Source organism: Collinsella sp. AF33-16, from assembly GCF_003475325.1.
Taxonomy (GTDB): domain Bacteria; phylum Actinomycetota; class Coriobacteriia; order Coriobacteriales; family Coriobacteriaceae; genus Collinsella.
In genome coordinates this window covers 40,352-60,873 of sequence record NZ_QRQC01000010.1, presented here as the reverse complement: position 1 = coordinate 60,873, position 20,522 = coordinate 40,352, and the positions used below count along the sequence as shown (strand labels likewise).

At 59.9% G+C, this 20,522-nt stretch carries 18 protein-coding genes, 1 other RNA gene and 1 pseudogene; 5 read left to right on the top strand and 15 right to left on the bottom strand.

The features are described from left to right. Positions 1-114: 114 nt before the first annotated feature. From modA to glp, 3 genes are all read right to left on the bottom strand, one after another. Positions 115-990 carry a molybdate ABC transporter substrate-binding protein gene (gene modA / locus DWZ52_RS05165; RefSeq protein WP_118385055.1) on the bottom strand — a complete coding sequence of 292 codons (876 nt, stop codon included), beginning with the start codon at positions 988-990 and terminating at the stop codon, positions 115-117. A 204-nt stretch (positions 991-1,194) separates the two neighbouring features. Further along, the gene (locus DWZ52_RS05160; protein WP_117584062.1) at positions 1,195-1,674 is read right to left on the bottom strand and encodes a molybdenum cofactor biosynthesis protein B; all 480 of its coding nucleotides are present in this window, start codon (positions 1,672-1,674) and stop codon (positions 1,195-1,197) included. A 10-nt stretch (positions 1,675-1,684) separates the two neighbouring features. After that, positions 1,685-2,947, bottom strand: coding sequence for a gephyrin-like molybdotransferase Glp (gene glp / locus DWZ52_RS05155; protein WP_118385054.1), 1,263 nt, complete (start codon positions 2,945-2,947; stop codon positions 1,685-1,687). A 211-nt stretch (positions 2,948-3,158) separates the two neighbouring features. Between glp and DWZ52_RS05150 the strand changes: the two genes are divergently transcribed. Next, entirely contained in the window at positions 3,159-4,580 is a 1,422-nt protein-coding gene (locus DWZ52_RS05150; RefSeq protein ID WP_199579143.1) for a chloride channel protein, read from the top strand. Positions 4,581-4,667: 87 nt separating this feature from the next. After that, the gene (locus DWZ52_RS05145; protein ID WP_118385053.1) at positions 4,668-5,630 is read left to right on the top strand and encodes a diacylglycerol kinase family protein; all 963 of its coding nucleotides are present in this window, start codon (positions 4,668-4,670) and stop codon (positions 5,628-5,630) included. A 21-nt stretch (positions 5,631-5,651) separates the two neighbouring features. Here DWZ52_RS05145 and DWZ52_RS05140 read toward each other — a convergent pair. The 4 genes and pseudogenes from DWZ52_RS05140 to DWZ52_RS05125 form a co-directional block, all read right to left on the bottom strand. Then, a pseudogene (locus DWZ52_RS05140) lies at positions 5,652-5,960 on the bottom strand (peptide chain release factor-like protein); the annotation flags it as partial. A gap of 153 nt (positions 5,961-6,113) precedes the next feature. Further along, positions 6,114-6,692: a xanthine phosphoribosyltransferase gene (locus DWZ52_RS05135; protein WP_117803347.1), complete on the bottom strand. Its 579-nt coding sequence runs from the start codon at positions 6,690-6,692 to the stop codon at positions 6,114-6,116. Positions 6,693-6,850: 158 nt separating this feature from the next. Beyond that, complete coding sequence (locus DWZ52_RS05130; RefSeq protein ID WP_118385052.1) at positions 6,851-8,155, bottom strand: MFS transporter; 1,305 nt, start codon at positions 8,153-8,155, stop codon at positions 6,851-6,853. A gap of 141 nt (positions 8,156-8,296) precedes the next feature. Then, entirely contained in the window at positions 8,297-9,580 is a 1,284-nt protein-coding gene (locus DWZ52_RS05125) for an O-acetylhomoserine aminocarboxypropyltransferase/cysteine synthase family protein (RefSeq protein WP_117803349.1), read from the bottom strand. Positions 9,581-9,814: 234 nt separating this feature from the next. Here DWZ52_RS05125 and DWZ52_RS05120 point away from each other — a divergent pair, with 234 nt between their 5' ends. Continuing rightward, positions 9,815-10,261: a C-GCAxxG-C-C family protein gene (locus DWZ52_RS05120; protein ID WP_118385051.1), complete on the top strand. Its 447-nt coding sequence runs from the start codon at positions 9,815-9,817 to the stop codon at positions 10,259-10,261. A 67-nt stretch (positions 10,262-10,328) separates the two neighbouring features. Here DWZ52_RS05120 and DWZ52_RS05115 read toward each other — a convergent pair whose 3' ends face one another. From DWZ52_RS05115 to rpsA, 3 genes are all read right to left on the bottom strand, one after another. After that, a complete protein-coding gene (locus DWZ52_RS05115; RefSeq protein WP_199410607.1) occupies positions 10,329-10,967 on the bottom strand; it encodes a YigZ family protein in 639 nt (212 codons plus the stop codon). Positions 10,968-11,048: 81 nt separating this feature from the next. After that, an RNA gene (gene rnpB / locus DWZ52_RS05110) (RNase P RNA component class A) lies at positions 11,049-11,410 on the bottom strand. Positions 11,411-11,751: 341 nt separating this feature from the next. Then, complete coding sequence (gene rpsA / locus DWZ52_RS05105; RefSeq protein WP_118385050.1) at positions 11,752-12,918, bottom strand: 30S ribosomal protein S1; 1,167 nt, start codon at positions 12,916-12,918, stop codon at positions 11,752-11,754. A gap of 315 nt (positions 12,919-13,233) precedes the next feature. On the opposite strand from rpsA, the gene DWZ52_RS05100 reads away from it, so the two are divergent. After that, the gene (locus DWZ52_RS05100; protein WP_118385049.1) at positions 13,234-13,992 is read left to right on the top strand and encodes an HAD family hydrolase; all 759 of its coding nucleotides are present in this window, start codon (positions 13,234-13,236) and stop codon (positions 13,990-13,992) included. Here the strand turns inward: DWZ52_RS05100 and DWZ52_RS05095 are convergent. Beyond that, positions 13,989-15,308 carry a serine dehydratase subunit alpha family protein gene (locus DWZ52_RS05095; RefSeq protein ID WP_117798200.1) on the bottom strand — a complete coding sequence of 440 codons (1,320 nt, stop codon included), beginning with the start codon at positions 15,306-15,308 and terminating at the stop codon, positions 13,989-13,991. The two genes, DWZ52_RS05100 and DWZ52_RS05095, sit on opposite strands and share 4 nt — an antisense overlap. Before the next feature lie 270 nt (positions 15,309-15,578). Here DWZ52_RS05095 and rpiB point away from each other — a divergent pair, with 270 nt between their 5' ends. After that, positions 15,579-16,046, top strand: coding sequence for a ribose 5-phosphate isomerase B (gene rpiB, locus DWZ52_RS05090; RefSeq protein ID WP_117629409.1), 468 nt, complete (start codon positions 15,579-15,581; stop codon positions 16,044-16,046). 175 nt (positions 16,047-16,221) lie between these two features. Here the strand turns inward: rpiB and ndk are convergent, their stop codons facing one another. From ndk to DWZ52_RS05075, 4 genes are all read right to left on the bottom strand, one after another. After that, a complete protein-coding gene (gene ndk / locus DWZ52_RS05085; protein ID WP_055251725.1) occupies positions 16,222-16,626 on the bottom strand; it encodes a nucleoside-diphosphate kinase in 405 nt (134 codons plus the stop codon). 384 nt (positions 16,627-17,010) lie between these two features. After that, the gene (gene argH / locus DWZ52_RS05080; RefSeq protein WP_118385048.1) at positions 17,011-18,441 is read right to left on the bottom strand and encodes an argininosuccinate lyase; all 1,431 of its coding nucleotides are present in this window, start codon (positions 18,439-18,441) and stop codon (positions 17,011-17,013) included. 118 nt (positions 18,442-18,559) lie between these two features. After that, a complete protein-coding gene (locus DWZ52_RS09940) occupies positions 18,560-18,730 on the bottom strand; it encodes a hypothetical protein (RefSeq protein ID WP_158572414.1) in 171 nt (56 codons plus the stop codon). Positions 18,731-18,965: 235 nt separating this feature from the next. Beyond that, the gene (locus tag DWZ52_RS05075; RefSeq protein WP_118385047.1) at positions 18,966-20,192 is read right to left on the bottom strand and encodes an argininosuccinate synthase; all 1,227 of its coding nucleotides are present in this window, start codon (positions 20,190-20,192) and stop codon (positions 18,966-18,968) included. Positions 20,193-20,522: the final 330 nt, after the last annotated feature.

The window sequence follows — 20,522 nt, the reverse complement described above, 5'->3', positions numbered from 1 at the left end:
CGAAGGTCAAAGCACAGGCGACAAGCATGCGGAATCTATTAAGCACGAAAAGCTCCAAGAGAATACAAGGACGGAGTTAAACACAAAACGATGGAATTATCGCGCCAAGCCGCACTATGCGGAAAGCTCAAAGCCGTATTTGGCCCAAATCTTCTGGGCCTTCTTGTTAGACAGGCAAAAGTCGATAAACGCCTTGGCCTCGTCGGCGTGCTCGGAGCTCTCGGCAACGGCACCCGGGTACACGATGGGCTTGTGCGAATCCTCGGGGCATACGAAGGCCTCCTCGATGCCGTCGTAGCGGAAGATGTCAGAGCTGTAGACAAAACCGGCCACGCAGTCGCCTGTGGACACATAGGCGGCGGCGGTACCAACTTTGTCTGCCAGTGCGACCTTGTCGGCGATCTCGGGAGCGTACTCGCCGTCGTCGCCCTCGGCGCCGGTATAGAGGCCCACGGAGGCCAGGGCCTGGTTGGCGTACTTGCCGGCGGGAACGGTCTTGGCGTCGCCAATGGCGATCTTGCCGTCCAGATTCGCGACGTCAGCGATGGCCTCGATCTTGGTGTCGGAGCCCTCAGCGCGAATGATCACGAGGTCGTTGACGAACATATCCTCTCGCGTGTCGGTGTCGACGAGCTCGGCGGCTTCGGCGTCGTCCATGGTGCCCTTGGAGGCCGTGATGAGCACGTCGACCGTGGCACCGGCACGCATCTGCTCGACAAGGTCGCCGGACGCCTTAAACTGCGTGTCGGCAAACGTGGTGCCGGTCTGCTCGGTGTAGAGCTTTTGAACCTCGGGCAGAGCCTTCTCGAGCGAGTTGGCGGCAAAGACCTGCAGCTCGACGGTTTCCTTCTTGGAAGAGGCCTTGGCGGAGCCGGCATCGGAGCCGGTCGCCTCAGGCTCCTTGTTGCCGGAGCAGCCGGCAAGCCCAAGGCCGGCAGCGGCGACAGCGGAGAGTGAGACGAATCCGCGGCGAGAAACCATATCGAACATGTTCAACCCTTTCGTACCTTGTGCCCGGGTACCCCACCGCGGGCTTTATTCTGTAATTTGATTATACTTCGATGCGAATAATGATTATGAGAAATTATTCTCGTCTGAGAATATAGTTTCAAGCATGCCTACAGAATGCCGTCCCCTTGGGCGCAAATAAAAGGCGGAGCAGCCGTTCAGATCGCTCCGCCGCAGGTAAACCGCTTAGTTGGTATGTCCGCCGCCCGCTGTCATCTGAGCCGCATGCTCCAGCTGGTCCGCTATGGCCTCCCAGCTTTCGCGGGCGGCCTTCGTAGAACCGGGAAAGTTTACGACAAGTGTATGACCTCGTTGCATGCAAATAGCGCGCGAGAGCATAGCGCGGCGCGTCTTGGTCATGGAGTACGCACGGATTGCCTCTGCAATACCCGGCACATCGCGCTCGCAGACGGCACGCGTCGCCTCGGGCGTCACATCGCGCATCGAAAGCCCCGTGCCGCCGCAGGTGAGCACGACATTGGCGTGGCACTCATCGGCGGCTTCCACAATGGCATCACCGATCTCGCTGACGTCGTCGCGCACGACCACATGCGAGGCGACCGTCCAGCCCTGCGCCTCGATAAGTTCCTCGAGTGCGGCTCCAGCCTCGTCCTGGGCAAGATCGCGCGTATCCGAGCACGTCACGATCGATATCTTCAGCTCCATAGCATTCCTCCTACAACACGGCGCCCTCGGGCAGGTCGACGCGAACAACGTCCACGACATCGCCCACCTTGAGGTCGCACGGTCCTTCGTCAACACGCAACAGGCAGTTAGCCCGCTGCATCGTGCCGAGCAGCGCCGAATTCTGCGTCTTGGCCTCGGTCACCAACAGCTCACCGGTCTCGGGGTCGCGCAAAACCGTGGCGCGATCGAAGAAGCGGCGATGCTGTCGCTTTTTCACGCCGTGCGTGAGCGTCGCCTGCTGCACGGGACGCGTACCCTCGGCAAAGCCGCGCATCTTGCGGATCGCCGGACGCGCAAGCATCTCAAAGCCTACATACGCCGCGGCCGGATTGCCTGAAAGTCCCAGGTAGGGCTTACCCCCAAGCAAGCCAAACGTGATGGCCTTGCCCGGACGCATCGAGATGCGGTCAAACAGCACATCGCCCTCGCGCCGAACGAGCGCCGTCACGTAGTCGTAGTCGCCTGCCGAGGCGCCACCGCTCGTAATGACGAAATCGCACTCCAGCACGGCGCGATGCACCAGCTCGGCAATCGCCTGCTCATCATCGGGCGCAATGCCGTAGAACACGGGCTCGGCTCCTGCATCGAGCGCTTCGGCCATCAACGCCGACGAGTTGGAGTCGCGAATCTGTCCGCGTGCCGGCAGTTCACTCGGCGCGACCAGCTCCGTGCCCAACGAGATAATGCCCACACGCGGGGCGGCGTGCACCTTCACGCTTGCGTAACCGGCACTCGCCAACAGGCCGGCGCCGGCCGGGGCCACGACCTCGCCGGCGTGCATCACGACATCGCCGGCATGGGCCTCCTCGGCGGCAGAGCGAACGTTCTCCCCTACCTTGGCGGGCGCCGAGAACCTCACACGCGAGCCCTCGTTGTCGTCGCCATCGAGCACGTCGACGATCTCGTATTTCACCACGGCATCGGCACCTTCGGGTACCGGCGCGCCCGTCATGATGCGGACCGTCTCGCCCGGGGCGATAACGCCATCGAACACATGGCCTGCGGCCTCGTGCCCCACGACGGAAAGCGTCACGGGCGCATCGGTGGACGCTTTGGCGAGGTCGGCGGCACGCACGGCATATCCATCCATGGCGCTGTTGGCAAACGGCGAGATGTCGATATCGGCCGTGGCGTCCTCGGCAAGGGGAAGACCGGCCGCCTGCCATACCGGGATCTCGACGACATCGGTCCCGTGCACCCGCGAAAGAACGATTGCCTGTGCGTCCTCCAACGGAATGAGTTTCTCAGCCATATGCACCTCTAGCATGCTGCGGCGCGCAACAAAAGCGCCGATTCTTTATGTTTATCTCAGTATAATCCCTCGCCGCCTGCTCAAGACCTGGCCCGCGGCCGCGAATACATCTGTCGGCCGCAAGCCGCGAAACAAAACCAAAACCAACCCACCGGCTCGTCGCGTTTACCGCGTTTTATAATGCTCGTGTTGCAACCCAAAAGAGGAACGTATGACTTTTACCGACAAACCCGAAAGCGCAAACGAGGCGCAGGATCATTCCCAGCCGCTCGACGACGGCGGCCTTTTCTCCCTTAACGACGTCATCATGGCAGGCAGGCAACAGCTCACCCGCTCCGAGCATCTCTTGGCTGCCGACACGCGCCGCAACGCCCGCAACCTACTCGCGAGCGCCAAGTTGCTCGTGCTCGTCGTCATCGTCTCGCTCGCCATGGGCGTTGCCGCTTGGGCGTTTTTGGCCTCGCTGAATATCGCGACCGACTATCGCGAGCACCACGCGTGGGTCTACGCATTGCTTCCCGTTGTGGGCATTGCCACCGCGTGGGTCTACAAAAACCACGGCCTTGCTGCCAAACGAGGCAACAACCTGGTCATCGACTCCGCTCTGGGCACACGCCTCATCCATATGCGCATGGCCGTCCTCACCTTCGTCTACTCTACGCTCACGCACCTAACGGGCGGATCGGCCGGTCGCGAGGGAGCCGCGGTGCAGATTGGCGGCACCATCGCCAGCAACATCTCGAGCCTCGCCCACCTCAAAAAGCATGACCACCACGACCTCATGCTCGCCGGCATCTCGTCGGCCTTTGGCGCCGTATTCGGTTCGCCCCTTGCCGGAGCTTTCTTTGGCATGGAGATGTGCTTTATCGGAAAGATCGACTACACCGCGGGCATCTACTGCCTGGTCGCCTCGTTTACCGGCTACTTTACGTCGCTTGCCTTGGGAACCGAGTACGAGGCGAATGTCATCGCCAGCGTTCCCAACATGACACCACGGACGGTTGTCATCGTTGTTATCAGCGCAATTATCTTCGGCCTGACGGCACGCCTCTTTGCCTGGTCGGTTCGAACCGTCAAAAGCCTGTACGGTCGCTTTATCACCAATTACCTCGTCCGCGCACTCATAGGCGCACTCGTGGTTTTGGCCGCCTATGCCCTCCTCGACGCCTGGGACTACGCCGGCCTTTCCACGTGGCTTTCCGGCGCCGGATTTGCAGGCAACACCACCCTGGCGGACGCAGCCATCAAGTTGGTCGTCACAGCGCTTACCCTGGGCGCGGGCTTCCAAGGCGGCGAGGTCACGCCCCTGTTTGGCATCGGTGCGGCACTCGGTGGCTGGATCGGTTACCTTACCGGGCTTGACCCCAGTTTTCTGGCGGCTCTCGGCATGCTCGGCGTGTTCTGCGCCGGCCTCAACGTGCCCATCACCACCTGCATGATGGCCATCGACCTGTTCCACGGCACGGCCGCCGGGTTCTTTGTCATCGTTTCGTTTATTAGCTACCTTGCCGGCGGCCACCGTGGCGTGTATCCCGCACAGCGTATTGTGTCCCCTAAGCGACGCTCGCTTATCGTGGACGAGGGCGGCACGGTGGCAGAGGCTATCGAGCGCCACAACGACCTGATAGAGTAGACGTTAGTATTCGCCGTGCAGCCACAATCGGGGGCAATTCGACCCGAGCGCGACCGCACCGTCACGTTATACGCCGGGAGTCGCCCCATGCACGCAACTGATTTTGGTCGCACGCTCATCATCGCCAACCCAGCCGCCCAGTCGGGTGCGGCACGCGAAGTTGCCGAGCGCCTGCAACGCTTTTTGGACATGACTGCACGCGCATCCCAGTTTGACCTGGTGTTGACCGAGCGTATGGGACACGCCAAGGAGCTGGCCGCACAGGCTCAGGGCTATCGCACCGTTATCGCACTCGGCGGCGACGGCGTGATTCACGAGGTCGTCAACGGGCTTATGACGCAAAAGGAGGACGCCCGCCCCGCTCTTGCCGTCCTGCCCGTGGGCTCCGGCAACGATTTTGCCCAGACGCTCGGCATCGACGATTTCTCCGGCAAGGATTATGGCGCGCTGCTCACCTGCGAGCTGCAGCGTCAGGACATCGGGCGCATTCGCTCGTGGAGCCCTGCGAGCGGCAGCGGCGAGGCTACCGTTGAGTACTACGACCAGACGCTTTCGGTCGGCATCGATGCCGCCATCGGCCTGGGCACCACCGAGTTGCGCAAAAAGACCGGCCTGACGGGCGCTCCGCTCTACACCCTCTCGGGACTTGAGCAGTTTGGCCTGCGCTATCGCAACTACCCCATGACGGTCAGCTTTGACGGCGCGCCCGCCGAGCGCGTGAGGGCGATCATCATGGCGATTCAGCTGGGCCCCACGTATGGCTCGGGTTATCGCATCTGCCCCGATGCCGATCCCTGCGATGGCATACTCGACGTCTGCTACGCCTGTGGCCCCGTCCCTCGCGCGGTTGCCCTGCCTATGTTCCTTTCGGCCAAAGACGGCCACCACACCAAGCTTCCGCCGGTACGCATGCGCCGCTGCCGCCATGCCGAGCTCACCTTTGAGGGGCCCGACTACCCCATCCAGGCCGACGGCGAGCCCGTTGTCGCCTCGCGCATCGAGGTCGACGTCCTCGGCAGCGCTCTCCAAGTTTGGCACCCTACCCGCTAGCAAGGCCAGTGGAACAAACGACTACTCGTCGCTGCCCGGCTTGCGACGGTTGGCCTTTTTAATGGCGTTGAAGTGCTTGTCATTGAGCCTGCGCTGGCGAGAGCGCTGGGGCACCTTGGTCTTTACGCGTCGGCGCGGTGGACGCCCGCGACGCTCGAGCTCGGCGCGCAGCTTGCGCAGGCAGCTCGCGCGATTTTGGAACTGGCTGCGGCTCTCGCGCGCCGTCACGGTAATCCCTGTGGGCACGTGCTTCATGCGCACCGCCGAGTCCGTCGTGTTCACGCCTTGTCCGCCCGGACCCGTCGCGCGAAACACCTGAACCTCGCAATCGCGCGCCAACTCTTCGGCCGCCATCGCGGCATAGCGCGCATACTCACGCCATCCCATCTTGTTCTCATCCATATCAACACCTCCCCTCATAAAAAATGTGACAAAGGGAAAGTCCCTTTGTCACATCGCATACCAATCGCTTGTGTTGCGCGCTTAGGCGAAGGTGATCTCGCCGGTATCGCAGTCCATATCGGCGATACGGGCTAGGCTTTCAACGCGGAAGCCGCGCTCGCGGAGCTTATCGCCACCGCCCTGGAAGCCCTTCTCCACCGCAATGCCAATACCGGACACCTCGGCACCCGCAGCCTCGCAGATCTTGATAAGACCCTCGAGCGCGCAGCCGTTGGCCAAGAAGTCGTCGATGATCAGGACCTTGTCGCCCTCGGACAAGAAACGCTTGCCAACGATGACCGGGTACTCCTTCTGCTTGGTAAAGGAGTAGATGGTCGTGGCATACTGCTCGCCGTCGAGGTTAATGGACTGGGCCTTCTTGGCAAAGACCACCGGCACGCCGCCAAAGTGCTGGGCTGCAATGCAAGCCATACCAATGCCCGAAGCCTCAATCGTCAGGATCTTGTTGATCTCAACATTCTTGAACAGACGGGCCCACTCGGCGCCCATGTGGTCGAACAGCTCAACGTCGCACTGGTGGTTGAGGAAGGCATCAACCTTAAGGACGTTACCGGCCTTTACGATGCCGTCATGGCGAATACGATCCTCAAGCTCCTGCATGGCGCAACCCCTTCTCGCGGCAACGATACCGCGCGATTAATAAACGTTGTTCGATAGTCTACCACGGACCGACCCCCGCCTGTCCCACAAGCCGCATCGCACCAAAAACCAGTCTTTTTGGGACGGCGCGAATACGTGGCAGGCAGCCTCCCAACACGCTAATGGCGGGCGCGCATCCTCACCAAACGCACCATGGCGAGCGCAAAACCCACAGCGGCCACAGCCATAAGCACGTAGAACACCGAGCGAAAACCGAATAGGAATACATCCGGACGGCCTGCAACGAAACTGGTTACGGCCTCGCCCATCGCCACGCTCATCTGCCCATACAGGATATGCGACGCCACCGTAATGCCGAATGCCATGCCAGCGTAGCGCGCCAAACTGCCCAAGCTGCCCGCAAAACCGAGCGCCTCGCGCGGGGCCGAACCCATATACAGGGAGTTGTTAGGGCTTTGGAAAATCGACGTACCGAGCGACATAAATGCGACGCAGCACACGATCACAAGGATGGAGGAATGCTCGTTGAGCGTGCTCACCGCAAAGAGACCGCACACGTACACACCCAGGCCGACCGCCGTGGGGCCCTCGCAGCCAACACGGTCCGAAACCGTACCCGAAAGCGGGCCGATAAAGGCATTCACCATCGGCAACGCCAAAAAGAGTAGTCCAGAGATGTCGGAACCAAAGCCGTGGGCGTCCTGAAAATAGAACGGCAGGATAAACTCGGATGCGCCAATACCAACGAACACGATGAGCATGCAGGCGAGGTTGATGGTGAAGGCCGAATTTGCAAAGCAGCGACGAGCAGCCTCGATCAGGGACATGGGGCGCTCGCCAGCCTCCGGCTTAACATGCGGCAGCGTATAGAGCCCCACGATAAACGAGATGACGCCAATGGGCAGGTTGATGAGGAAGATGCTCTCCCAGGGAAAGCTTGCCACCAGCATGCCGCCCAGCACGGGGCCACACATCATGCCGAGGGCCACGAAGGTCGCGAGAATACCCATGGCACGACCGCGCTCGCGCGCCGGAAACGACTCGGTGATGATACCCATGTTGTTAGCCATGGCCGCCGCGCAGCCGACGCCCTGCACAATGCGTGCCAGAATAAGAACTTCGAGCGAACTCGAAAGGCCGCAAAGCAGCGAGCCGGCCGTAAAAACGATTACGCCCAGCTGGAATACGCCCACCTTGCCGCGCACGTCGCCCAAGCGGCCAAACGGCAGCATAGCCACGCATGTCGCAAGCAGATACACCGAGCTTACCAGCTGAATGCGATCGAGGCCCACACCCAGCTCCTTTTGTATCACGGGCAGCGCCACGGTCACGACGGTCGAATCCAGACACACCATAAACGTCATGATGAGCACGGTAAACAGAATCGCCCACTTGTTCTTGCCATGGGTGTCGCCCTCAAGGGCAATGTGCTCGCGGCGCAGCTGCTCTGCAGTTTTCTCCATATCCATCCTTTCGAGTGGTGCAACGCAAAAACGGGGCCCCAATCGCCTGCGAACAGTCGCGATTGGGGTCCCGCCTACGGAATCGGAACTAAAGGTCGCCGAAGCTTTCTGCCAGCATCGGCGACTTGTGCGAACGCTAGCCTAGCACTGCTCGAGCGCCTGCTCAAGGTCGGCAATCAGATCGGCCGTGTCCTCGAGGCCGCACGACAGGCGCACCATGTCGGCGGAGATGCCGCAGGCGATGAGCTCCTCATCGTTCATTTGGCGATGCGTGGCGTTAGCGGGATGCAGGCAGCAGGTGCGGGCGTCTGCCACATGCGTGGCGATCTGGGCGAGCTTAAGGCTCTTCATAAAGGTCTCGGCCGCCGCGCGACCACCGTTAAAGCCAAAGCTCACGACGCCGCAGGTACCGTTGGGCATGTACTTCTGAGCCAGGTCATAGTACTTATCGCCCTCCAGGCCCGGATAGCTCACAAAGCGCACCTTGGGATGACTCTGCAGGAACTTGGCAACGGCCAGGCCGTTCTCACAATGACGCGGCATGCGTACATGCAGGCTCTCGAGCGAGCTGTTCAGGAAGAAGGCCGCCTGCGGGTTCTGCATGGGGCCGAGGTCGCGCATGAGCTGAGCGGTTGCCTTGGTAATGAAGGCACCCTCGCGACCGAACTTCTCGGCATAGGTCACGCCGTGATAGCTCTCGTCGGGCGTGGTGAGACCCGGGAACTTGTCTGCATGGGCCATCCAGTCAAACTGGCCGTGGTCGACGATCACGCCACCCAGGTAGGCCGCATGCCCATCCATGTACTTGGTGGTAGAGTGCGTGACGATGTCGGCGCCCCACTCAAAGGGACGGCACATCACGGGCGTCGGGAAGGTGTTGTCGACCATCAGCGGCACGCCGTGGTCATGCGCGGCCTTGGCAAAGCGCTCAATATCGAGCACGGCAAGGGCGGGGTTGGCAATCGTCTCGCCAAAGACGAGCTTGGTATTGGGCTTAAAGGCGGCCTCGAGCTCCTCATCGGTGCAGTCGGGGGCAACAAAGGTGCAGGTGACGCCCATACGACCCATGGTGTGGGCGAGCAGGTTGTAGGTACCGCCGTAGATGGCAGAGCTTGCGACCACGTGATCGCCGGCACCGGCAACGTTAAAGATCGCGAGGAAGTTCGCAGCCATGCCCGAGCTCGTGAGCATCGCCGCGGTACCACCCTCCATCTCGCAGATCTTGGCAGCGACCAGATCGCACGTGGGGTTCTGCAGGCGGCTGTAGAAGTAGCCCGACTCCTCCAGGTCAAACAGCTTGCCCATGTGCTCGGACGTGTCGTACTTCCACGTGGTGGACTGGTAGATGGGCACCTGGCGCGGCTCCGCATCGCCCGGATGATAGCCGCCCTGAACACATGTAGTTCCGATGGTCTGCTCGCTCATATCCAACTCCCTTACTTGGGTTTTGTTTTTATTCGGTTTACGATACCGCTACCCCGCACCCCTCTCAACCCATCCCGCCGATAGGTTATGGGACAAATTAATCAGGTTTATTTGTCCCAAATCTTAAGAAAGTGTTCGATGGCGAAAAACAATGAGATATGCACTGCGGTCTCGATAAGCGAATGCGCCAGCAAGGGTACCATAGGCGGGTACACCGCAATCAAGGAGACACCGATGAAGCAGACTGATACCACTCAGCTCAACACTGCCACCTGCCAGGCTCAGGCTGCCGAATACCACGCCCGCGGCTTTAACTGCGCGCAGGCCGTCGCCTGCACGTTCGCGCCCGCCGTCGGGCTCGACCCCCAGGTCGCCTTTACCCTCACCGAGGGCTTTGGCGCCGGCATGGGCGGCATGACCGAAACTTGCGGTGCCATCTCGGGCGCCGTGGCCATCATGGGCTTTGTAATGAGCGATGGCATGGAAAACCCCAAGACCAAGGGCCAGACCTACAAACTGTCGCGCGAGATTGCCAAGCGCTTTGGCGAGAAGAACACGACGACCGTCTGCGGCACGCTCAAGGGCATCGGATCGGACAAGGGTCCGCTCCGCAGCTGTCCCGGTTGCATCGACGATGCCGTCGAAATCGCCTGTGATGTACTAAAGCAGCTCGCCGAGTAAACGGCAGCGACATAAAACGACGGTCGGTGTGCTTGGGATCCGTCCAAAAGCACGCCGGCCGTCGCCGTTAGAACTCGGCAAATTCGGGAGTGCTGACCTCAATCTCCTCGCGCCCCGCCATAAGCTCGCGCATCTTAGCGCAAAACGACTCCTGCTCCCCCGCCTTAAACACCAAATGAAGTGTCACGGCATCCGCGTACTCGGTATCCGAAACCTTGGCACCGGAATCCTGGGCCAAGCGAAGCACCTGCTCATACTGCGGATAGGCCACATGCACGTCAACAGGCACGACACTCGTCATCTCGACGATCTGCCCGGCCTCCTGAGCCGCGGCCACCGCCGCTTGCGTCGCCGCAGTATAGGCGCGAACCAGGCCGCCCGGCCCCAACAGCGTGCCGCCAAAATAGCGCGTCACTACGCAGCAAACATTTTTGAGCTCCGCACCGCGCAACACCTCGAGCGTCGGCATACCGCTCGTGCGGCTCGGCTCACCATCGTCGCTCTGGCGCTCGCGTCCATCGACCAAAATCCACGCGGGAACATTGTGTCGAGCGTCGTAATGACGTTTGCGAACCATCTCGATAAAGGCATTCGCCTCGTCCTCGGACTCAATATGGACCAGCTGGGCAATAAACCGGCTCTTGCGGTCCACAAACTCGCCCGAAGCCTCAATATTCGATTGCAGAGTAAAATAGCTGTCCAACAAAGCCCCTCAACAAAATAAAGCGCAGCAACGAACAGCTTCAATAATACGGCAAAGGCCGTACCGATTGTCAGGGTAACAAAAATGCCAAGTGGGCCTATAAGCCGGGTTCTGTCGTGAACGGTCATTTATCTTGTCTGCACGTTACCGTGCAGCTCCACGCACGCTACCCGAACGCGGACCGGGCCGGCCCATAGCGTTCCTATTCGCGCTTGCTCCGGATGGGGCTTGCCAAGCCGCCGTGTTGCCACGACGCTGGTGGTCTCTTACACCACCGTTTCAGCTTTTCCCTTTACGCCTTGCGGCGCAGGTGGGAGTCTTCTTTTCTGCGGCGCTTTCCGTCGGATCACTCCGCCCGGCCGTTAGCCGGCATCCCGCCCTCTGGAGCCCGGACTTTCCTCACGCGTGCCGCAAGCAGCACATCGCGCGACCGTCTGGCCCACTCAGCAGTGCAAGAGTGTAGCACACCGTTGCCGCAGGCAATGGCACAACACAAGCGTTCGACACGATAAACCAAGAAGCGCCCATGCAGTACAATAGGGTCGTCGATGGGCAACGTCGTCAGTCGAGACGCGACCGCGCTCCGCACCCCTCCGTCTACTCGGTGTGTTCCCGCCTCCTCCCCGAGGCGGGATGTCGGCATTTTTCATGCACCGACAACCCAATAGCCTGTGGACAGCCCGGACATCATTGCGCACGAGCAGCATCGCGCGCATCAGCAGCAAATGCAAAAAGGGACCCGTCCATTACGGACGGATCCCTTAAAACAAGTGATCGTCAAACCGATTTACTCGGTGTCGGTCTCCTCGTCCTTCTTCTCGGAAGGCAGCGGGGTAACCTCGATCTCGACGCCCAGAGTCTCAGCAGCGGACTTCATGGACAGGGAGATACGACGACGGTCGAGGTCGATCTCCATGACCTTGACCTGAACCTTGTCGCCCACATGGGTGACCTGAGAAGGCTGATCGACGTGCTTGTTGGCCATCTCGGAGATGTGCACCAGGCCCTCGATGCCCTCGCCCAGATCGACGAAAGCGCCGAACGGGACAAGCTTGGTCACAGTGCCCTCGACGATAGCGCCGACGGGGTACTTCTTGACCAGTGCGCGCCACGGATCCTCGGTGGTCTGCTTGAGACCCAGGGAGATGCGCTCGCGGTTGAGATCGACGTCGAGAACCTCGACCTCGACCTCCTGGCCGACCTTGACAACCTCGGAAGGATGGTTGACGTGGTTCCAGGAGAGCTCGGAGATGTGGATGAGGCCGTCGATACCGCCGAGGTCGACGAAGGCGCCGAAGTCGACGATGGAGGAAACGGTGCCCTGGAGACGCATGCCAGACTTGAGCTTGGACAGGATCTCGGAGCGCTCGGCCTTACGGGACTCCTCAAGCACGACGCGACGGGAGAGGACAACGTTGTTGCGGTTGCGGTCCATCTCGATGACGCGGGCCTCGATGCGGGTGCCCATGTAGGAGGTGAGGTCCTTGACGCGACGGAGGTCGACGAGGGAAGCGGGCAGGAAGCCACGCAGGCCGATGTCGAGGATCAGGCCGCCCTTGACAACCTCGATAACCTCGCCCTCGACGTTCTCGCCGGAGTTGAACTTCTCCTCGATGCGGTTCCAAGCACGCTCGTACTCGGCACGCTTCTTGGACAGGACCAGACGACCGTCCTTGTCCTCCTTCTGGAGAACCAGAGCCTCGATGGGATCACCGAGTGCAACGATGTCTGCAGGGTTAGCGTCCTTGCGGATGGACAGCTCGCGGACCGGGATAACGCCCTCGGACTTGAATCCGATGTCAACGAGCACCTCGTCATGCTCGATCTTAACGACAGTGCCGTTAACGAGATCGCCCTCATCAAAGTCGGTAATCGTACCGTCGATGAGGTTGTTCATCTCCTCCTCGTTGACATCGTCAAGAGAGAAAATGGACGAGTTCTGAATCTCACTCAAAGGTGGACCCCTTTCGAACTACGGGGCCCCGATTGCTAGGACCTACAGAAGGGTGCGACAAGCACACAACGTTTAGGAACACTCGGGAGCCGACAGATACTAATGTGACGCTTATGCAATCACGTTCGTATAGGTTACGGGGAAATGAGTTCGATTTCAAGCGTGAACTGCGATTTTTTACTCGTGTGGAGACTTTTTCGTAATCTTATGAACACACGTCTCCGCAACTTGACGATAACCAGCCAGGCATTCGGCTTTGGGGTAAAGTATCCGGAGTCAACGATTCTAGATCGATTTTTCGAGAAAGGTGCCCGCGTGCTCAAAGCAGTCGTTTTCGATATGGACGAAACGCTTCTTAGCATCAACCTCAACGCGTTCATCCTTCGCTATTTTAAGGATGTCTCTTCGATGCTCGCGGATATCGGGCGCCGCAGCCGCGGTGGCACGATGGCACGCCTCGGCACCATCCTGGTCGACCTCAACGCCAATCGCCGCAGCAGCACGGACAATCGCACCAATCTTGAGTTTTACCAAGAAGAGGTCGAGCGCCGATGCGGCATTTGCCTCTCGGACCCACTTATCTACGAGGCGTTTACCTACTACGACCGCGAAGTTCTTCCGTACAAGAATGACGAACTCATCAACGCCCATGCCATGCCGGGCGCACACGCCGCGCTTCAGGCCGTACAGGACGCAGGGCTGCGCTGCGCGCTCTTTACCAACCCCAGCTTTCCGCAGGGGGCCATCGAGTGCCGCATGGGTTGGGGCGACCTGGCCGACGCCCCCTTTGAGCTCGTCACGCACATGGGAAACGCCACCCGCTGCAAGCCTGATGCCACCTACTATCTAGAGCAGCTTCAGGTGATGGGGCTCGAACCGCACGAGGTCCTTATGGTGGGCAACGATCCCAAACGCGACTTCCCTAACCCCGCCTGCGGCATTCAGACTGCCTATGTAGGCCGGGGCAAGCCCAACCGAGTCACCTGGCGCGGAACCATGGAAGGCTTCGCCCGCGACTTTAACGCCGTAGTAGAAGCCTTCTACGAACACCAAGTAGCCGACGAACTGTCCTAGCACACTTGGGTTTTGCCGATCATGATGTTGAGGATCTCGACGTCGGTGTCCTTCATACCCACACGGCCCACGTAGCCCATGCTGGCAATCGTCTGCTCGACGGTATCCTGGATCAAACCCTCGCCGGCACGGAAGCCACGCCCCTGCATGGCCATGTCATGTCCCAGAATCGCCGCATCGACGGCAGCCGAAATCTTGGCGGCACAACTCGCCTTGGCGCCGTCGCACACGATGCCGCCCACGTTACCGAGCGTATTCGAGACCGTCGCGCCAATCTGCTCGCGCGTGCCACCGCACAGCCAGGTAATCGCAGCGCCGGCGCCGCACGCGGCGCAAATAGCACCGCAAAACGCCGAAAGCGCACCAATATAGCTCTTGATATGCACGGCGATAAGATCGGACAGCATCACGGCGCGTACCAGACGCTCGTGGTCGCAACGCAGGTACTCGGCATACTCCATGACGGGCAATGCGCAGGTAATGCCTTGATTGCCCGAGCCGCACACAATGGCGACCGGCAGCGCGCAACCGTTCATGCGGGCGTCGGACCCGGCGGCCGCACGGGCACGGGCACGGCAGGCGACGTCATCGGCACGAGCACCCAGCAGCGTACGACCCACCTCGGCGCCCCAAGCGTGCGCAAGGCCCTCGGCACTGATTGCGCCATTCAGCTCAATCTGACGCTCAACGGCAGCGCGGGCGCCCTCAATGTCACCGTCCTCGATAAAGTCGATGATGGAATCAATGGACATGGGCGTATCGGCGTTATCTGCCGCACGCTCGGCCACCACGCGCTCGGCGCAGGCGGCGCACTCCCCCGCCGACTTGCCGCATACCGGAATACCGTCGAGCGTATGGCACGTGACATTAGTGTGGTGATCGGTAATCTCGACGACCGCGGTATGGCCCCCGGCCGTCGCAGTCACCTTGATGTAGAGGTTGGGCACACCCTCGACAAGCGACACATCGCAGTAGCCGGCGTCGGCGAGGAGCTCGGCCACACGAGCGCGGTCTTCATCGTTAACGCTCTCGAGCACCTCAAGCGCGCTCTTGGCGTCACCGCCCACGGCACCCAGCACGGCTGCAGCTTCAATACCGTGCATACCGCCCGAGTTGGGCACGGTCACGCTCTTAACGTTCTTGATGATGTTGCCCGAGCAGGCAACGTCCATATGATCGGGTTCGCAACCGAGCGTCTGGCTCGCCAACGCCGCTGCATAGGCAACGGCAATAGGCTCGGTGCAGCCGAGCGCACAGACAAGCTCGCGGTTCAAAACATCGCAAAACGCGGCATCACGAAGGGAATCGGTAGGCATAGGTATCTCCTGCTTGCATAACGGGCTGGTCTCTCAAAAAAGTTAGCTCCTTTATTTGATAACAATGCATCAAAAACCGCAACCACGGTTCCGGCGGACGGCGCTCAAGCACAAACTGGCGGCATTCATTCATGAAAAGCAGGTCTTGTTGCATGCTTAAGCGTTTGACCAAAAAACGCCCGAGCGTTTACACAAAAGTCGCGCTATCATGCAGTCGAACGCGGTAAAACCTTTAGCAATTCCGCCGCACGGACCAGAGAGGAACCACTCATGAAGATCGGTATCGGTAACGACCACGCCGCCGTCGAGCTCAAGAACATCATTTCCGAGCACCTGAAGGAGCGCGGCTGCGAGGTCGTGAACTATGGCACCGACACCTCCGAGAGCTTCGACTACCCCATCGCCGGTTACAAGGTGGGCAAGGCCGTGGCCAACGGTGACGTCGACCTGGGTATCTTGATCTGCGGTACCGGCGTCGGGATTAGCCTGGCTGCCAACAAGGTCGAGGGCGTACGCGCCGTCGTGTGCTCCGAGCCCTTCAGCGCCAAGCTCTCCCGTATGCACAACAACACCAACGTGCTGGCCTTTGGCGCCCGCGTCGTGGGCTCCGAGCTCGCCAAGATGATTGTCGACGAATGGCTCGACGCCGAGTTTGAGGGCGGCCGCCACGAGCGTCGCGTCAATCTCCTCAACGAGATCGACCAGACCCGCGGACTAAAGATTGTCGACGAGGCCTAAAGACTTACAAAGCCATACGCTAGCGCCAGCCCCCGCCCGGAAGAAACATCCGGACGGGGCTCTTTAGTAGTTTTCTATGCGTTTACCAAAAATCTACCGGAATAAAAGGGCGCCGCGGTTGGAATTCCGCGGCGCCCAAGCCACACGCTAACAGCTTTAAGGAGTCAAAGCTGGTTTAGCCAAAGAAGCGCTTGATCTCGATCTCGGCGTTCTCCAGGCAGTCGGAGCCGTGGATCACGTTGGCGTTGACATCGACAGCGAAGTCGCCGCGAATGGTGCCGGGCGCAGCATCAAGCGGGTTGGTAGCGCCCATAAGGGTGCGCATCTTGGAAACAGCGGAGAGACCGGAAACGACCATCTTGACGACCGGACCGCTCGTCATAAAGTCGCAGAGACCGCCAAAGAAGGGCTTGTCGGCCAGATGAGCGTAGTGCTCCTCGACGGTAGCGCGCTCGAGCGTAGTCATCTCCATGCGCTCGATGACAAGGCCGCTGCGCTCAATGCGAGCAACGATCTCGCCGATCTTGCGATCGCGCACGGCGTCGGGCTTAATCATGATGAAGGTCTTCTCGATAGCCATAAGGTAGCCTTTCAAGTAGGTTCGCGCGTGCCCAAGTCCCATTCCGGCACTCGCCTGGACTGCATCGTAACAGAGTTTTAGCTGCAGTTAAACAAAAAGCTGTTTATTGAAGCGCTGCAATTAATTGAAGCGTTCCATATGTGTCACTTCTGTTTCGAAGCCCGATTAGAGTACCATCCGACTGCCCATCAACCGCACCGAACCGAGCGGACGGTCGGTTGCCGCCTGTGAACGTACCCCCTTCACAACCTGCCCAAAGGTCCTACAGAAGTTCTCGACAAGCCCCTCCCCCATTACAACAAAATACGGACGCCCACATCAGCAGACGCCCGTAAAAGCAAAAACGATTTATCAATAAATGGCCAAGCAGCTTTAGCCAGACTCTTACTTTGCCCCGTGGCCCATCTCGAAGACCTTGGTCAGCGATCCAAACACGCCTTCGTCGGCCACGAGCTGTGCCTCGGCACGATCCAGCTGTACGGCAACGGCGGCAGGGGCGGTACCGCCCTCGGTCGTACGCGCGGCGACAATTGAGGGGATGTCGAGCGCCTCGGTAATATCGCGTTCAAAGAGCGGGCTTGCCTCCTGGAACACCTCAAACGGCAGGTCCTCAAGATTGCAGCTACGCTTCTCACACATCAGGACCAGATGGCCCACCACGGCATGTGCCTCGCGGAACGGCAGACCACGCTTAGCCAGGTAATCGGCAACATCGGTGGCGGCAAGGTGTCCCACGCCGCACTCGCACGCCATGGCATCCTCGTTGACGGTCCAAGTCGAAATCATACCGGCCATAACCGACAGGCACTGCATGAGCGTATGGGCGGTATCGAGCGCGCCCTCCTTGTCCTCCTGCAAGTCCTTGTTATAAGCAAGCGGCAGGCCCTTCATGGTCACGAGCAGCTGCACCAGGTTGCCATACACACGGCCGCTCTTGCCGCGGATAAGCTCGGCAAAGTCGGGATTCTTCTTCTGCGGCATGATGGACGAGCCGGTGGAGTACGAGTCGGAAAGCGTGATAAAGCCAAATTCGGAGCTCGACCACAGCACGATCTCCTCGGAAAGACGCGACAGGTGCATGGCCATGACGGAGCCGGCGTAATGCAGATCGAGCAGGAAATCGCGGTCGGAAACCGCATCGAGCGAGTTGGGAATCACGCCCGCAAAGCCAAGCTCGGCAGCCGTCATCTGACGATCGAGCGGATAGCTCGTACCGGCAAGTGCGGCAGCACCCAGCGGGCAGTTGTCGGCGGCATCAAAGGCGGCCTTCAGGCGCGTAAAGTCACGCGCGAACATCCAGGAATACGCCAGCAGATGATGCGACAGCAGCACGGGCTGAGCGTGCTGCATGTGCGTGTAGCCCGGCAGAATCACCTTGTCGTACTTCTTAGCCGCATCCACCAGCACATGGCGCAGCTCAAGATTGGCCTCCATGAGCTCCTTGGCCAGCGCCTTGACGCCCAGGCGTGTGTCGGTCGCCACCTGGTCGTTGCGCGAACGTCCGGTATGCAAGCGCTTACCGGCCTCGCCGATGCGACGCGTCAGCTCGCTCTCGATGGACATATGAATGTCTTCGTCGTTGATGTCGAAGGTGAAGTTGCCGGCATCGATATCCTGTTCGATTCCAGTCAGGCCCTTGGCAATCGCTTGCTCGTCCTCGGCACTGATGATGCCCTGGGCCGCCAGCATTTTGGCATGCGCCTTAGAGCCGGCGATATCCTGCTTATAGAGATGTTTGTCGACCGGCAGCGACGCGCCAAACTCCTGCGTGACCTCGGCCACGCCCGCCTCAAAACGACCGCCCCAAAGAGCCATGGAACCGTCCCCTTTCTCCAAATACCAAAACAAGCGCCCAAAGCAATGCGCCATATCGCTAAAGCGATTTATCAACCGCTAGTTTTACACATTCCCCACCGTGCGCGAGGCTGACAAGCTAAATAGCGAAGAAGTGACGCACCATGCACTTGGCGCCCATGGATTCCCTCCTGAGGTTACCCTGCGAGGCGTCAATCCAGGCCTTCAGGCTCATGGGGACCTCCTCCACCTTGGCGGTATCGAGCTCGGGGGCAAGAGAAAGCAAAGAGTGTGCAATAGCGTCAAACATAGTAGGTACTCCTCAGATATATATAGGCGCAGAGCCGCCAAATTGATAGAAAGAGCCCCGCCGGACAACCCCGGCGGGGCTCGGACTCAGCCGCAGATGCGGCATCATATATGCGGGCGGAACGTAGGGGCCACCGATGTTAAGAAGTGTCAGCAAGCATAACGAAAGGTAGGGACCCCGTGCGCCCGTTATGTATCACGCGGATGGGCCGCGCGGATACCAAGGAAGAGAAGCCTTAGGCCTGGGCTGCAGCGGAGCTGGGACCCTGGACCTTAGCCCACGTCTTGAGCGACAGCGTATCGATCTCGATAAAGCCGGCGCTGGCCTTCTCATCAAACGTGGTGTCGCGGTCGTAGGTGGCCAGGCCGTAATCGTAGAGGCTGAAGGGGCTCTTGCGGCCGACGACATGGCAGTTGCCCTTAAAGAACTTCAGACGGACGGTGCCGGTCACGAACTTCTGGGTGTCGGCCATAAAGGCATCGAGCGCGTTTTTGAGCGGGCTGTACCACTGGCCGTTATACACGGCGGTGGCCCAATCCTGCTCAAGCTTAATCTTCTCCTTGAGCAGGTCGCCCTCAACGCAAATGTCCTCGAGCGCCTTGTGGGCGGTGATAAGCGTCAGGGCGCCGGGGACCTCATAGCACTCGCGGCTCTTGAGGCCCACCAGACGATCCTCGACCAGGTCCAGGCGACCAAAGCCATTGTCGCCGGAAATCTTGTTAAGGACGATGACGATCTCGGAGAGCTTCATCTTCTTGCCGTCGACGGCGACGGGCTTGCCCGCCTCAAACTCAATCTCGGTGTAGGTCGGGGCGTCGGGCGTATCCTCGGGGTTCTTGGTCATAACCCAGGCGTCGTCGAGCGGCTCGTTCCAGGGATCCTCCAGGTGACCGCACTCAATGGCGCGACCCCACAGGTTGTCGTCGATGGAATAGGGGTTGTCGTTGGTACCCTCGGGAACCGGCACGTTGTGGGCGTGGGCGTAGGCGACCTCGTCCGGACGGCACTTCAGATCCCACTCGCGAACCGGGGCGATAACCTTGAGCTCGGGGTCGAGCGCCTTGACGGCAGCCTCAAAACGGACCTGGTCGTTACCTTTGCCGGTGCAGCCGTGGGCGACGTAGGTCGCGCCAAACTCGTGAGCAACCTCGACGAGCTTCTTGGCGAGCAGCGGGCGGGACAGGGCGGAGAGCAGCGGGTACTTGTTCTCGTACATGGAGTTGGCCGCGATGGCCTTGGTCAGGAACTCATCGGAGAACTCGTCGCGCAAGTCGAGCACCTGACAATCCAGAACGCCCAGGTCGAGCGCCTTCTGCTTCTTGGCATCCAGGCCGGTCTCCTCCTGGCCCACGTTACCGCAGACGCAAACGACATCAAGATTCTTCTCGTCCTGAAGCCACTTGACACATACGGATGTATCAAGACCACCGGAATATGCGAGAACGACTTTTTCCTTGCTCATGGCTGTTTCCTTTCGCCCTTGGTAGCTAGTTAGAACATCGGTCAGTTGCAAGTCATTTCGAGGTCAAAAACCGTGCAATATCAGGTTAAATAGCAAAAATCAGCACATACATGCCCTAGAAACATGCAGCAATGTCGTGCTAAAACCCAACGACCTCAAAATGACTCTGTTGGGGCATTTAGCCCCATGCGGACAGAGACGATTGTTATCGTCGTCGGGAAATTGCGCGCTGGCGTCGGATGGCATTGTCTGCAGTAGTGATAATCTTTACGAACTGCATCTGCCTCTCCTTTCACCTATCGCCGGGCGCAATTCTAATATCGTAAACGG